The 14,981-nt window shown below is 47.3% G+C and carries 10 protein-coding genes; 7 read left to right on the top strand and 3 right to left on the bottom strand.

Annotated features, from left to right (window positions below):
* Positions 1–59 precede the first annotated feature (59 nt).
* The 3 genes from QVC96_RS11735 (at position 60) to QVC96_RS11725 (ending at position 3,934) form a co-directional block, all read left to right on the top strand.
* A complete protein-coding gene (locus tag QVC96_RS11735; protein ID WP_287689367.1) occupies positions 60–1,691 on the top strand; it encodes a hypothetical protein in 1,632 nt (543 codons plus the stop codon).
* Between the two features lie 50 nt (positions 1,692–1,741).
* Positions 1,742–3,559 (top strand): thermopsin, encoded by a 1,818-nt coding sequence (locus tag QVC96_RS11730; RefSeq protein ID WP_287689366.1) that lies wholly within the window; start codon positions 1,742–1,744, stop codon positions 3,557–3,559.
* Between the two features lie 102 nt (positions 3,560–3,661).
* Positions 3,662–3,934: an ArsR family transcriptional regulator gene (locus QVC96_RS11725; RefSeq protein ID WP_287689365.1), complete on the top strand. Its 273-nt coding sequence runs from the start codon at positions 3,662–3,664 to the stop codon at positions 3,932–3,934.
* A gap of 18 nt (positions 3,935–3,952) precedes the next feature.
* Here the strand turns inward: QVC96_RS11725 and QVC96_RS11720 are convergent, their stop codons facing one another.
* Entirely contained in the window at positions 3,953–4,735 is a 783-nt protein-coding gene (locus QVC96_RS11720) for an aldose 1-epimerase (protein ID WP_287689364.1), read from the bottom strand.
* 112 nt (positions 4,736–4,847) lie between these two features.
* Here QVC96_RS11720 and fdhF point away from each other — a divergent pair, with 112 nt between their 5' ends.
* A complete protein-coding gene (gene fdhF / locus QVC96_RS11715) occupies positions 4,848–6,824 on the top strand; it encodes a formate dehydrogenase subunit alpha (protein WP_287689363.1) in 1,977 nt (658 codons plus the stop codon).
* On the opposite strand, the gene acs is transcribed toward fdhF, so the two are convergent.
* Positions 6,825–8,792 carry an acetate--CoA ligase gene (gene acs / locus QVC96_RS11710; RefSeq protein ID WP_287690492.1) on the bottom strand — a complete coding sequence of 656 codons (1,968 nt, stop codon included), beginning with the start codon at positions 8,790–8,792 and terminating at the stop codon, positions 6,825–6,827.
* A gap of 368 nt (positions 8,793–9,160) precedes the next feature.
* Here acs and QVC96_RS11705 point away from each other — a divergent pair, with 368 nt between their 5' ends.
* From QVC96_RS11705 to QVC96_RS11695, 3 genes are all read left to right on the top strand, one after another.
* Positions 9,161–11,068: an APC family permease gene (locus QVC96_RS11705; RefSeq protein WP_287689362.1), complete on the top strand. Its 1,908-nt coding sequence runs from the start codon at positions 9,161–9,163 to the stop codon at positions 11,066–11,068.
* A gap of 38 nt (positions 11,069–11,106) precedes the next feature.
* Positions 11,107–11,886 carry an MBL fold metallo-hydrolase gene (locus QVC96_RS11700; RefSeq protein ID WP_287689361.1) on the top strand — a complete coding sequence of 260 codons (780 nt, stop codon included), beginning with the start codon at positions 11,107–11,109 and terminating at the stop codon, positions 11,884–11,886.
* Between the two features lie 66 nt (positions 11,887–11,952).
* Positions 11,953–13,104 carry an MFS transporter gene (locus QVC96_RS11695; RefSeq protein ID WP_287689360.1) on the top strand — a complete coding sequence of 384 codons (1,152 nt, stop codon included), beginning with the start codon at positions 11,953–11,955 and terminating at the stop codon, positions 13,102–13,104.
* A 5-nt stretch (positions 13,105–13,109) separates the two neighbouring features.
* Here QVC96_RS11695 and QVC96_RS11690 read toward each other — a convergent pair whose 3' ends face one another.
* Positions 13,110–14,930, bottom strand: a complete 1,821-nt coding sequence (locus tag QVC96_RS11690) for a phosphoenolpyruvate carboxykinase (GTP) (protein ID WP_287689359.1) — start codon at positions 14,928–14,930, stop codon at positions 13,110–13,112.
* Between the last annotated feature and the right edge of the window lie 51 nt (positions 14,931–14,981).

Below are 14,981 nucleotides of genomic sequence, written 5' to 3'. Positions count from 1 at the left end.
GAACTGCAACTAACAAATCAGTCTTAAATAGAGGAATGTTCAATTCCTCTTAGATAAAGATGGAAAAACTCTTCATCCTAATGTTAGTAATCTTGGCCCTGGGAATTACTGCATCAATTTTTAGTGTAACTGCTATTTCAGACTCAAACCAGAGTAATTTAACAGTAGTTTATCAGAGATATGATAGCGTGTACAACGTGGGTCTTGGACTGCACGTAATTCACGGGCTTCACGATCTTAATGGCACTATTTACTATTACGTATCGAGTGCTACCTATACCTCAACCTACTCTGGTGAGAGCGTAAAGATTCAAGGCAATTCCACCCTATATCAGCTGAGTACTGGAAGCGTGAAGGATTACAAGGGCAACATTACCGTGAGCCTTTCCCCTATGGGAACTCTCACCGTGACTTCTCAGATACCACAGCTCATCAGGCTAGTGGTTAACACCTCTGGAATGACTGAGCTTGTTTGGGCAGGACTAGCCAGTGCCAATGCCTCCATAACCACGCAGGCCTATGTGAATGAAACCGGCATGCTCACTCTGGTGTTCACAAATGGAACGTCTCTGGCTAACATCACTGTGCCCCTTACGGTGGGCAACCACGAGTTCAGCGAAAACCTCAACCTGGTTCAGGTAACTTCCACAGTGGTAGCTCATTCCACCAGAGAAGTAGAGGTACAGCAAAACTTCCCGAGGAGATATGAACCCGAACAGGACGAGCTACAGGTAAGCAATGGGAGCGTTAACGCCACGACCAACTACAACACCACCCTAGCATACTTCAATGGCTCACTGGTTCCTGCCCTGGTGTGGAAGGGAGAAGGGTTCGCCCTGATGGACCTTGGATTCGGCAAGTTCGGCGTATCAGGACAGTCATACTATCAGTTCTCTACCATAGAATTCTTCGGAGTTAACGGTACCGTACTGGGATACGTTCACAACAGCTTCCTCTCCAAGCAGGGAAGCAGGGAGGGAATTATCTCGAATTCCTTCTCAAGCCTGGTCGCCGGAGAACTCAAGATGGTCACAGGTCACGTGAAACCTCCTAGAGCTGAGACGGAGGCCGAGGCGGAAGTACATGGCGTGCCAGTGATAGTTGTGATAACTTCTAACGACTCCGCCGAGTCTACCGCCTATGTCAATCTGACCCATCCAGTCTACGTGGTGGAGCATGGTCACGGTGAGGGGGCCCACCTAGTTGAGGTATCACTGAACGGTACCTATCAGTTCTTTGTGGTAACACCCAGCGGAAAGGCCATTAACGTTACCGTGACAAGGCCAGAAAACGTTACTGAAACCGTGGTTAACATGACCGGTCATCAATTCCCGGCTCAAAAGATAGTGGTGAACGCCAGCGGAAACATACTGTTCAATGTCACTCTGCTCAAGAACGAGAGTGTCGTGGTTTATAAGGAGGTTAACGGTTCCCTAGTTCCCTTGAACTCCACCAACTACTTCGTTGCGAATGGCAAGCTGGTGATATATGACGATCCGTCCAACACGTACTATGCGGTTTACGGTGCATCCACCACATCCACAACCAGTTCATCCACCACATCCACAACCCCCTCAACATCCTCCACCTCCTCATCCCCAAGTTCCGGGAATGCATTACTATACGTGGCCATAGCCGTAGTAGTGATAATTATAGTAGCAGTTGTAGTGCTCCTGATGAGAAGAGTATAACAAGTGGTAAATAAAGGAAAGACTTTTATTTTTTCAACAAATTTTCAGTCATGAAGTGGCTACTATTTACTATATTGCTCGGAATATCGCTGTTTCCCGCATTTTCACTTGAATCACCAAGCTCTGTTATACTCAGTGCGGGCCAGTATGAGTACATCCCGCTGAACGTTAACACCACGGAAATACTTTCCTACTCTTGGAACTCCACAGGCAGTGTAGCCGTAATGATAATGAATCAGTCACAGTTTCAGGAGTTCCTTGACACCACGGGTAATCCGTACAAGGGTGTGGCAATCCTTAACTCCTCATTTAGTAACCAGGTTTTACTCACCCCTGGTAAATACTATCTCGTGCTTTACGCCTATCTACAGCAGGTAACCCTTCAGTACACCATGAGGCTGAGTCCCGCACAGGTGTCCTACACTTTACCTCCAGGGTACCAAGAAAACTACCGGCTTAACCTGACCTATCCCTTCCATCTACATCTCTATCTAGTCTCCAATAACTCATTTTCCTTGCAGGTGACCTCAGGTAACGTGACTTATTTCTCTGTAGGGCCCTCTAGGGATGTACCTCTGACCTTCGTGAATCGCTCACTTACCCTGAACCCAGGTAATTACTCTATCACAGTGATTAATCCCGGATCCTCAATACTGGCAATTTACTCCTCAGTTATGTATGCCCCTACCTATCCCAATCCACTGTCCTTGAACAGGACTGATTTTCCCATGGGTGTGGCCAGTTATGGCCAATTTAACAGATCCGGAGTGCCGGTCCCCTACGTGGTTAGGGCATCTTCGGTGATTGGATTTGCCAACATTTCCTCGATACTTGCATATAATCAGTCAGCAAAGGAGCTTAACGTATCTCCTTACTCCGCTAGTCTTCAGTTGAACGTTCCCCTGGTTGTGGTGAATGGAAAGGAAAACCAGACCTACTGGGTACAGAACGTCGTTGTTTTCATCACCAATGAGTCCACCCTATGTTTCCAGTCCTCGGTCCTGAACGTTACCAACGAAAACGCTACCCTCACAAATGTTACAATTCAGGGTAAGGGTGGAGTTTATCCACCGTTTAATAACGGGGTATATTACACATACAGGACCCAGAGTGTGGAATACAGGACACCCCTCTCCCTTTTGGTTTCTGTGAACGTGTCCGTACTCAAAAAGCTTGGAGTGAGGGTAGGCTTCGACTATAAATTGATTGAAAACGGTACTGTGGTTAACGGGAGCTGGAAGCAGTTCGACTCCCCTCTCATTCTGGATCCAAGCGCCACCCAAGCCTATCTCTACGTTAATGGATACAGCTATCCGCCTACCCTCAATTTCTATGACGCAGAGCTGGTGTTCGGGGGAGGAGGAAATGGAGAGGTAGCCTATTTCCAGAACCTTTCAGCGTCCCTGGCACTTTTCTATTATAACGGATCGCTTCATCCCTTCCCCAGCATCTACAGCTTTGGTGCTGACACGGCTGAGGGTAGCAGTGACTTACACGTCTCCCTGATGAATAATCTTGTCTCTGTCTCCAAAGGACAGCAGAACCCAGTCTTCCTCACGAATCAGTTTAACGCGTCCATACCCACGCTCCGAACCGTGATCACACCTGTTCATAACCAGACGAATACGATCACCAAGACTCAGACCAATACAACTACATCAACAACCAGCAGTACCAATACAACCAAGAAGGTTACACCACCCAGTAACTCAACTCAGACTTCATCAACTCAGACTTCAGGGGTCCCTGCCACCAAGGGGACCGGATTACCTCCCTACCTGATACCCGGTGTTGTGGTTGGAGTTATTGTGATAGCAGTGGCGTGGATACTCATTAACAGGTTTAGAAAGCCCACTCTCGACATATAGCCAAGTTCATCTAGGCCAGCCCACTCTTCAATAACTTCGACTCGATATCACCCCCTTAAGCTAGGGTTTTTTACTAAGTTCTCGTCTAGTTGATTAATGAACATGAGACAACTAAGGATACTGACCCTCTTACTGGAGGGGGAACTCAGCACGTCAGAGATCGAGGAATATACGGGAATCAGCGGTCCACGTCTGAAGAGGGATCTGGATGCTCTCCTGAAACAGGATTTAATTGAACAGAAGGCCATAATAGGCGGTGAGCTTATCCTCAGCATAACGCAGAATGGGATAGATGAGCTAATGAGGGAGTATCCCATGCTCAAGGACCTTCTCCAGGAAATGGAACAGGTCCTATGTCTGAGATTTGGTTGCTAGCTCATTGTATTGTCCACATTACAGCAACTGCGCCTCTATCCTGATCTCAAACCTTCTCCTTTCCCCAGAGGCTAGGGTTAGCAGTCCTATTCCGTTGTTAAAGGCGTCTGGGGCACCGCTCATTGGCTCAACGGCAACAGAGCCCGGGATTCCCGTGTAAAGCTGAACGAAATCCATCCCGGGTTTGGAGATCTTTATCTTGGAGTATCTGGAGGAAAGGGTCAGGTCTCCGGGCAAATGGAAGCAATCGTCGTACTCGCCCTGCATTATTGTGAAATCTATCATCTCTCCGGTAGGTATCTTATCCTTCATCACGCATCTCTTTGCCCTGTTTGGATATATTTCCCACTCTCCCTCAACGATAAAGTAGGGATGGGTTCCCACAACTAAGGGAGCTTCATCTCCCTCATTTTCCACCCAGATGACACATGTTAATCCGTCCTTGAGAAGGTAGTCCACTTCAATAAGCAAGCTCGAGGGATACCCCCTATCCGCCAGTTGCAACCCAAGCCTCACCTCTCTCTCGTCACTGGAAAGGATCTGAAACGCCTTGTCCATCACTAAACCATGAATGGCATTTCCTTCCCTGTTCACGGGGAGAGTGTAGGTTTTTCCCTTCCATTCATATCTACCTCCCTTGATCCTGTTGGCAAATGGAAGTAGAATGGCCATCCCTCCCCTGGTTTGTCTCTCCTGACCCTCCGCAATCACGTTCTTCCCATTTACCCTAAAGGAGCGAAGATATGCACCCCTTTGGTCCACAACCGCTTCCAGGTCCCCTGAGGATATCTTAATCTGCATGGGAAAGATGCTTTCGTTGAACTAAAAAGTAATATGGGAGTTAACTCCGTTTACCCGTTTTAAAGACTCCTATTAAGTTTCGGTTTAATTAAATACAATCCTACGTAGGTTAATGCTTGAAACTAAGAGTATTTGTCCGTACTGCGGAGTCGGATGTGGTCTCGTACTTGAGGTTGACAACAACCTGATCATGAGGCTATACCCGGACCAGGATCATGTTGTGAGCAGAGGTCATATCTGCGGTAAGGGGAGTACTGCCCACGAGCCTGGAAACAGCTGGGATAGACTTCTCTATCCTCTCAAGAGGGAAAAGGACGTGATGGTCAGGACTTCATGGGATAACGCCCTTCAAGAGATTGCTACCAAACTCCTCGAGATAAGGAAAAGGTATGGACCAGAGGCCATAGGGTTCTATGGGGGTTGCCAAAACACCCTTGAAGAAGGCTACGCCATGATGAAGTTGGCGAGAGCGCTGGGAACCAATAATGTGGATTCCTGCGCACGAGTCTGTCATGATCCTTCTGCTACAGCCCTGAAGGAAATGGTGGGACTTGGTGCCACTTCCACCTCAGTTACCGAGATTCCCAGGAGTAAGGCCCTGGTGATAGCGGGAGAATCTTTAACTGAGAGCCATCCCGTCTTGGTTCAATACCTCTCCTTATTGAAGAAGAATAACGGGAAAATTGCGGTGATAGATCCCAGAACTACTGGAACTGCCAAGATGGCAGATCTCCATCTCAAGATCAGGCCAGGTACCGACATTTACCTGTTTAACGCTGTGGCAAATTTCCTGATCTCCAACAATCTTTACGACAGGAAATTCGTTGAGGACAGGGTCGACGGCTTTGAAGAGTTCTCCAGGCTCATTAAATCCTACACAATCCAAGAAGCTGAGAGAATTACTGGGATTGAACAACACATTATCGTAGAGTTTGCCAGGTTAATTTCACAAAAGCCGGTGATTTTCTCCTGGGGACTTGGACTAACTCAGACCGGTGGACCCAAGGCAGTACGCAGTCTGATTAATCTGGCCCTACTCACGGGCAACGTGGGAATTGATGGGGCTGGCCTTCTGGTGTATAGGGGTCAAACTAACGTACAGGGATCTGGGGACCTGATTAAACCTAACGTGTTTCCCAATGGCCCCATGGAGCTGGAAACTGCCAAGGAACTTGAGAAAATATGGGGATTTCTACCTCCCATGAGGGAAGGGAAGACTGTAACTGAGGCCCTTCTCGGTTCAGATATGAAGGCTATAGTGCTAATGAATTTCAATCCTGCAGTAAGTTTCCCCAACAGGAGAAAGGTTGAGAACTTCCTGAAGTCTCTGGAGCTTCTGGTGGTGATGGATCCATTCATGACGGAAACGGCCAAATTGGCCCATTACGTTTTACCTTCAGCAATGTGGACTGAGAAGGAGGGATCTGTAACCAGCCTGGACAGAATCGTGAAGTGGAGGTTTAAGGCCGTGTCTCCTCCAGGGGAGGTGAAAGAGGAGCTAGAGATCCTCTCTCTCCTAGCGGATAGGCTGGGATTAAAGGGTTTTTCAAGAGACCCGAAGGAGGTATTTGAGGAAATGAAAACGGTTGCAAAGACCTACTCCAACCTCACGCTAGATCAGGTAATGGACTACTCCACTCCCTCCAGATATCCTGAGAACGATACCGTCCTTTACAGAACGAGATTTTACACCACTAACGGAAAGGCCAAGTTAAAGTTTGAGGAACAACCGGAGCCCAAGAGTGGCCTCATACTAATTACGGGTAGGGCAGTGACCAGGTATAACACCGACGAGATGATAAGCAGAACGCCTGGATTTAGTCAGCTTGCATCCGTGATTTATCTCAATCTTAAGGACGCTCAACGCCTTGGCATAAGGGATAATGATATTGTAAAGGTAACCTCCAGGTGCGGTATGGCAATTCTAAACGCCAGGATTTCCCCTGACGTGTTAGAGGGCACCGTGTTTGCGTATATGCATGTGCGAAGTATCAACAACGTTGTCTGCGATGAGCTAGATCCAGAAACAAAAACTCCCAGGTATAAATATACCGAGGTAAGTATATCAAAAATTGAAAATATCTATTGATTAACCCGTCTTCAGCTCCTTCTTTAACTCCTCCACTGCCTTCTTTATTTCATCCATGGAAGCCTCATCCTCTATGGTGGTAAGGTCACCCGCACTTGACCCCATCATCACTGCCTTTATCACTCTTCTCATTACCTTTCCGGACCTGGTCTTGGGCAACTTATCCACGAAATGTATTTGCGGACTCACAATGGGCCCCATTACCTTCCTCACGTGTGACTGTATATCCCTGGCCAGCTCTGGGGATGGCGCATAACCTTGCTTTAGAACCACGAATGCGTGAACCTCCTCGCCCTTCACGGGATCAGGTACACCTATGACTGCTGCCTCTGCAACCGAGGGGTGAGACGTTATTGCAGACTCCACCTCCCCCGCTCCAATCCTGTGGGCTGCAATCTTCAGCGTCTCATCTGCCCTTCCCAGCACCCAGATATATCCGTCCTCATCCACCATGGCGAAGTCTCCAGGGTAGTACAGGGAACAGAACTTGCTGAAATAGGTCTTCTTCAACCTCTCTCCGTTGTCGTTCCACATTCCCATCATCATGTTTGGCGGGAATGGCGGTCTCATTACAAGGTATCCCCTGGCCCGGGGAGCAGCTGGATTGCCATTCTCGTCCAGAACATCCACGAAGTTACCCGGCAGGGGGAAACCTGAGGCTGGCCCAGACTTCATGGGCATGTAAATTATTCCGGGAAGGTAGCCCAGGTTGGGTGCTCCAGTCTCTGTTTGCCACCACTGATGCGACATGAAAACCTTCCCTCCACCCAACACCTCCAGTCCCCACTTCCAGGGAGAGTAGTTGAGAACCTCACCGTTGGTCACAATTATTCTGACCGATGAGAGGTCATGATTTTTCACGTACTGATCTCCGTACTTCATGAAATATCGGAGAGCCGTGGCGGAGGTACCGAAGGTGGTCGCCCTGTATCTCTCAATAATCTCAGCCCATTTGTCAGGATATGGATAATCGGGCGCGCTTTCATAGATCACCACAGTTCTTCCCATGACCAGGGGAGAGTACGTGATATAGGAATGACCCACTATCCAGCCTATGTCTGAGGTGTTGAAGAGAACGTCATTCTCCTGACTCAGGCCGTAGCTCCACAGTAGCATGACTGCCGTTCCAGTTAGGTAACCACCAGTGGAGTGCATGATACCCTTTGGTTTCCCCGTAGTGCCCGAGGTATAGAGGATGAAGAGGGGGTCGTTGGAATCCATCCTTTCAGGTTCCACGTACTTGTACTTCCCTACCTCATCGAAGAAAACGTCTCTGCCCTCCTTCATGTTAACCTCAGTTTTCATCCTTCTGTACACCAACACGTGCTGGACCGGGTTTCGTTCACCAAGGGAGTTCAGGGCCTCGTCAACCGTCTTCTTGAGTTCCACGATCTTTCCCCTTCTGGGGTAGGCATCGGCTGTGATAACCACCTTAGCCTTAGCGTCCTCAACTCTATCAGCTATGGCCTGGGAACCGAACCCTGCAAATATAACACTGTGAATTGCGCCCAGCCTAGCTGAGGCTAACATGGCAGCTATACCCTCGGGAGTCAGGGGCATGTATATGGTTACCCTGTCTCCCCTAGCTACTCCCAATGACCTGAGTGCGTTGGCCCATCTGTTTACCTCATAGAACATGTCCTGATAGGTCACAATTTTCCTCTCTCCCAGCTCGCTCTCCCATATGACCGCAGCCTTGAACTTCCTTGGACCATTTAGGTGCCTGTCCACTGCATTGTAGGAGGCATTGATCTTACCTCCAATGAACCATCTTGTCATGGGGTCTTCTTGTCTCATGGTCTCCTTCCAGGGTTCATACCAGTCCAGGAGGTCCTGTGCCAGGGATCCCCAGAACTCCGCAGGTTTTTCCTTGCTTAACTTCATCAGGTGAGCATAATATCTCATGTTGTAGTCTGCCTTCTCCTCCAGTTCCTGTGACCCAGTCTTCAGGGTCTGTTCCTCAACCATAATATATCGCATAAACATGCTTATACACTATTAAAAAGGATTACCCTCAACCTTGAGCCTGGAAGGAGTAGGGGCAAGCATAGTCGAGATAATTATTCAAATTCTATTGAATTGACGCGAAAAAGATCTATCTCCGAAACGGATTTATTAGATCACTGGAGTAAAACGGTAAGTTAATTGGGTATATTTGACATTATATTCAGCTATTTCTAACCATATAGCTCTCAATAGTTACAATATAACAATGATTTTAGCATACTAAAATGAAAAACACTTATGGTAATTCCTTACCACCTTAAAAAAAGGATAAAGTAGAGTGATAGATAGCAGAAAGATTTTTAATAATTAATTTCGGTCTAGTGTTTGATATGTCAGGCGAAAAGTCTCAAAAGGCAGGGGATTTGGGGTTAGAGTCTGATAAGCAACTTAGAAGGTCCCTAGGCAAATTTGAACTGCTCTACCTATCTTTAGGAGGTATCATAGGCTCTGGATGGCTGTTCGGGATCCTGTACACTGCTGAGGATGCTGGAGGATCAGCTATTTTATCTTGGATAATAGCGGGAGTATTGATTCTGTTTGTGGGGTTGGCATACTCGGAGCTAGGTTCAGCCATCCCTAAGTCTGGAGGTATAGTCAGGTATCCTCACTACTCCCATGGTGGAGTGGCAGGGTACATCATAACATGGACGTATTTCTTGTCTGCTGCCTCCGTTCCAGCAACTGAGGCAACGGGAACAGTAACCTATCTATCTAGCCTGGTCCCAGCACTTACAGCAAAAGGTGTATTGACGCCCTTGGGGATCCTTACTGCTTACCTGTTCCTTCTCTTCTTCTTTTTCCTGAATTATGTTGGAGTTAATATCCTCGGAAAAGTTACCCATGGTGCGGGCTGGTGGAAGTTACTGATACCTGCAATCACTGTGGTTATCCTCCTGATCTTCTACTTTCATCCGGCCAATTTCACCCTAGGTGGAGGCTTTTTCCCGTCACCCTCTAACGTAGCGGCTGGATCTTCAGGAATATATGGGATGTCAGCGGTTCTTTATGCAATTCCAACTACCGGTGTTATATTTTCCTATCTAGGTTTCAGACAGGCAGTGGAATACGGAGGAGAGGGAAGGAACCCTAGAAAGGATATTCCCTTCGCTGTTATGGGCTCATTAATTATAGCTATCATTTTGTATACCTTACTTCAGGTCGCATTCATAGGAGGAATAGACTGGAACGCGTTAACAGTCACCAGCGGAAATAGTACAATACCAGTGACTCCTGGAAACTGGACGGAGTTGCAGCAAACTAGTCTTCCATCTGGGCCATTTTATCAGATATTCAAGCTAGCAGCACCGCTAGGTTTCTTGTCCCTAATATTTGGAGGATGGGGATACATACTTCTTTTAGACGCTGTAGTGTCGCCAAGCGGAACTGGCTGGATATACGTAGGTACCAGTACCAGAACTATGTATGGATTTGCAACCAACGGCTACTTGCCTGGAATATTCCTCAAGGTCGGGAAAACAAGAATCCCAATTTATTCGCTCATTGCAGCTACCATTATTGCAGCAATATTTATGCTACCGTTCCCTTCATGGCAGTCACTGGTAACTTTCATTAGTTCGGCTACCGTCTTTACATATATAATGGGCGGAATAGGACTGGAGACTTTGAGAAATACAGCTCCAGAGCTAAATAGACCATATAAGTTGCCGTTAGCAAAAGTAATTGCCCCAATCGCTACTCTCGCTGCAGGATTAATAGTGTACTGGTCCGGCTTTGCCACCCTATTTTATGTGGTGACGGGTATATTTCTTGGCCTTGCATTATTCTTCGGATATTATGCCTACAAAGTCATGGGAATAAACAAGGGCTTCTCAACTGTAGTAGGTATAGTAAATATCGTGGTGACACTAGTTCTGGCATTCGAATTATACGGAGCTACATTATCATTAAGTGCAGCAAACAACTTAGCATTCCTCATTTACATTCTAATTATGGCTGGTCTAGTAATATTTGACATATCTATACTGCATGCTTTTGGTAAAGGTGAAGAGGTGAAGAGAGAGATCACGGCAAGTTACTGGTTGCTTGCATACATTTTCGTTGTACTTGTAATCTCCTATTTTGGCGGTTTCGGTCTGAACCCTGTAATACCGTTCCCTGAGGACACAGTGGTTGCAGCTATCGTTACTCTAGCAGCTCATTACGGTGCAGTGAAGAGCGGATTCAGGACTCAGGCAATCCAGGATATCCTGGAGGAAACAAGGGAGGCCCCACCCTAATAGATTCTTTTTTTACCCTTTCTTTCCATTGTTTTTCCATGTGTTCCGGCATACATGCTATACCTTCAGGTCCGGGAGAATTCCCTGAAGCTGTTTACTCCTTTGTCGTTTGTGATAAAATCAACGTCATGATAGATGCAGGCGTGGCAAATTCCGTTATGGATGCCAGCTTTCTTGACAGGCTGGATTACGTGGTAATTACTCACCTTCACATAGATCACGTTGGTGCACTTTCAGAGATTGTACAGAGGTATAAGTCAAAGGTGATAGTTTATCAGGGATATTCCAAGTACCTGAGGGATCCTACCAAGATCAACAAGGACGCGAAGCTAGTGCTTGGTGAGGTGGCAGATATTTACGGTGAAGTTGCCCCAACGGAGGCCAATTTCTTGGAGGTCAAGGGAGGAGAGGAGATCGATCTAGGGGAGAGGAAGATGAAGATCATTTATACCCCTGGCCATGCGAGGCATCACATCTCGGTATTAGTAGATGGTATCCTCTATTCCGGAGACTCTGCTGGAGGGAGATATAACGGAGTTCCCATTCCCACAACGCCTCCACCGCTGGATCTAAAGAGTTACATTGAAAGCATAAAGCTACAAATCTCTCTCTACCCTAGAGCGGTGGGACTTGCCCATGGTGGCCTGGTTCCTCCATCTCACCTTGAGGAACACCTGAACCAGATACTTAACAGGGACTACAGGGTTAATGTTGATCTGGGAGGTCTGGCAGAGCAAATACTGGGTAAACATCTAGAGGTAAACTACAGGGGACTGGAGGAGGCCTACAAGGCCTTGGAGACAGGTTCCAAAACGTAGTGATAAACTGTAACTTAAGAAATCTCGCGGAAAAAGGCTTAAAATTGTTTACGCTCTCTAGTAATGATGCCCTCACCTCTAGATTACCCTGATTTTAGAAGATTCATAGTGAATAACGCGATTACATCCGGGGTATTTCCACTAAGCGAAATGACGGTGATGTGGCTATTCTATGTTAACCTGCACAATCTTCTCCTTTTCTCCCTGGTTGCCTCCTCCAGGGTTATATCCAGGATTGTTGTATCCCCCATTGCGGGATATCTGGGGGATAGATATGACAGGGGCAAGGTACTTTTCGTGACCAAGGCAATCTCACCTGCCTTTCTGGTGGTGCTTGCACTTCTCATGGGTTACCACATGTACTTGGCGGGACTGGCAGTGGTTTATGCAAGGGCGTTTAACTCTGAGATGTCTACCCAAACCGGTTCAGCATCAATTGTGACCATGGTTCCTAAGGAATTGATGTCCCGAGCCATCTTTATTAATAGGTCATTCAAGGAGCCCTCGACCCTAGCCGGTACATTGGCGTGGCCATTCCTGCTCAACTATCTGGGACCTTACGTTCTTTTCATATCGGCAACAGCTCTGGCCATTTCCCTACCTCTTGTCCGCAACCTGAGGATAAACCAGGGGAAAAAGGAAGTTAATCTCCTCACTGGATTCAAGATATTTATAACCAGGCCAGAGGCTAGAGGTGCAATTCTGGGTCTTGCTGTGGATCAGGCAGCAATATCCTTTCTTATCAACTACACTCCCCTTCTGGTTTCACTGGAGGGCGGAACACAAATCTTCTACAGCCTCGCCCAGGCTGCCTTCTATGTGGGCATATTTTTCGGATCCTATGTGGTAACCAAGCTGAAGAGCTCTTCCCTGATGGATCTGATTAACCTTGTTCTGAAGGTTTCCCTTTTCCCACCACTTCTCCTCCACACGCCGTGGGCCCTCCTTTATTCGATGTTTGCGCTGACCTTTGCCGATGCCAACCTGGAGATAATGTGGTTCAGGGCACTGAGGAAGGGAGCAGGGGACGAATACTTAACCAGTATAATTGGGGTAGACGAGCTTATGACAAACGTTGGAAGAATTACGGTGCTGGAGATTGTTCCACTCATTCTCACTGCAGGGCTATTCCCCCTGGTGGGTTTGGGTCTGGCATTAATTGGAGTGGAGGGGATAATTCACTTACTGCACAAACAAATACTTGACATAGAAAAATAGGCTCTTCAGCTTGACTCCAGCTGAGATGGTGTGACTCTATCCCCAAATTCTCTCACGTACTTATCAATTTCTAACAGTTGTTTATCTAGGATTTCTATAACCTCTGCAGGGGTATCATCAACGCTCATATAGATATCCTTTATCCTCTTGAATTTCTCCTTGTAAGCCTTCAACCTGATAGTGAACTGAGCTTCATAACTCTCCCTTGAATAGTCCTTTCCAAGGACATGATAGAACAGTCTGCTCAGGTCATCATATTTGGGAATGTAACCGATGGGAGTAAGGATTGATCCTGCCTTACCCTCTAGTCTCTCGGCTATCCATCTTAACCACACCCTCTTGTCCTCTTTGCTGTTCAGGAATCCCTTCTCGCCCTTCAGGAAATAGTTGGCGCTGTATATTCTTGGGGATTTACTCAATCTCCTCCCGAAATCTAGGTAATTACGGAGGTACATCCCAAGTGACACCGAGATGAAGTCAAGTAGGGCCATGGGATTGAACTCCATCTCATCCGACTTCCCGAGGACAGCGCTCGTCCTGGCGGATTCCATGGAGGCCCCCATGGTCACAACCCCGTGGGCCCAATCGAATGCCTCTGCAATGGGAACTAGGGTATTGTAGTCCTTAACCCCGAATATCATAGCCTCCACCTCAACTCCTTCAGGGTCCTCATACCTTGGATCAAGGTTTCTGAAGGACGTGAGCCTCACCGTGAACCTTGCGTTGGGATGGCTCGCGGGAACGGGCTTTCCTTCGCCGTCCCTTTTCCCTTTCCACCACTCTCCCGTAAAGTTTACTCCCTTTTCGGGTTCCGGCTCCCCGCTTCCATCCCAGTAAACTGTACCGTCAGGTTTCAATAATACGTTGGAAAATATCACTTCATCATCCTTGTGAAGAACTTCCCAGATTATTGGATCGTCTTTGGGATTTATTCCGTGAATAATGCCGAAAACTCCCGCCTCGGGGTTCCAGGCCCTCGCCTTTCCATCTACGTTTCTGATGAAGGCAAGATCATCGCTTATCAACTTTCCCAACATGGACGTGCTAGTTTTCCCTGAACCTGAAGGGAAGGATGCAGTGACGTAATGCGTTCTCTCACCGTCAATTCCTATGATAGCCATATGTTCGGAGAGCCATCCCCCATTTACGGCCATGTTCAACGTTAACCTTAACGCGAGCTTCTTGAGACCCACACTGTTCCCGGCATACGTGGTGTTAACGCTGTATACTGTTCCGCCCAGATCTATGGCTATTCTCCTCCTCTTGATGTCCTGAGTTCCCCTTGAGTGAACAAACCTCAGGAAATCAACGTTCCCCGAAAATTCCCAGAAGGCGCTCCTGTACAGCATCATCTCGCTGTGTATCACGTAGGTTGAGTCGGTAACCTGAACTGCAAGGATTCTGTGCTTTGAGTTAACTGGCCCCAGGGAGTAAAACCCCACGAGCATTTCCCTGTTCTTCATGGAGCCCTTCAGGATCCCCAGGACTTCCTTCAATCCCTCCTCCCTGGGTCTAGTGTTCACGAAGGGAATTTTTCCACTCAAGATGAAGGTATCCTCCCTGGCCCTAGCCTGATCGAGGGGATGGTCGAAATGAACTGTGTGGTTCCGGTTGAGTAGAGGAATCTCCTCTCCGTTTTCCAATGCCTTTCTTTTCACGTATTCAAGATCTTCCCTTGTCCCCTCCACCAGGTACACACTATCTGGTTCACATAATTCCACTATATCAGATAAAAAGGTAACAAGATTAGTATTATGTAGCTGATATAATTTGTTTGACATAAAAGAAGAGAGTCTCCCCCTTAATGATTCGGGAAAAACTTCCATATTAACAATGTGAAATCCTTACTTAAATTCTTTAAACATGAAAGGTTCATA

The organism is Metallosphaera javensis (ex Sakai et al. 2022), from assembly GCA_021654415.1.
In the GTDB taxonomy this organism is placed as follows: domain Archaea; phylum Thermoproteota; class Thermoprotei_A; order Sulfolobales; family Sulfolobaceae; genus Metallosphaera; species Metallosphaera javensis.
This window is presented reverse-complemented; position numbering and strand designations above follow the sequence as displayed.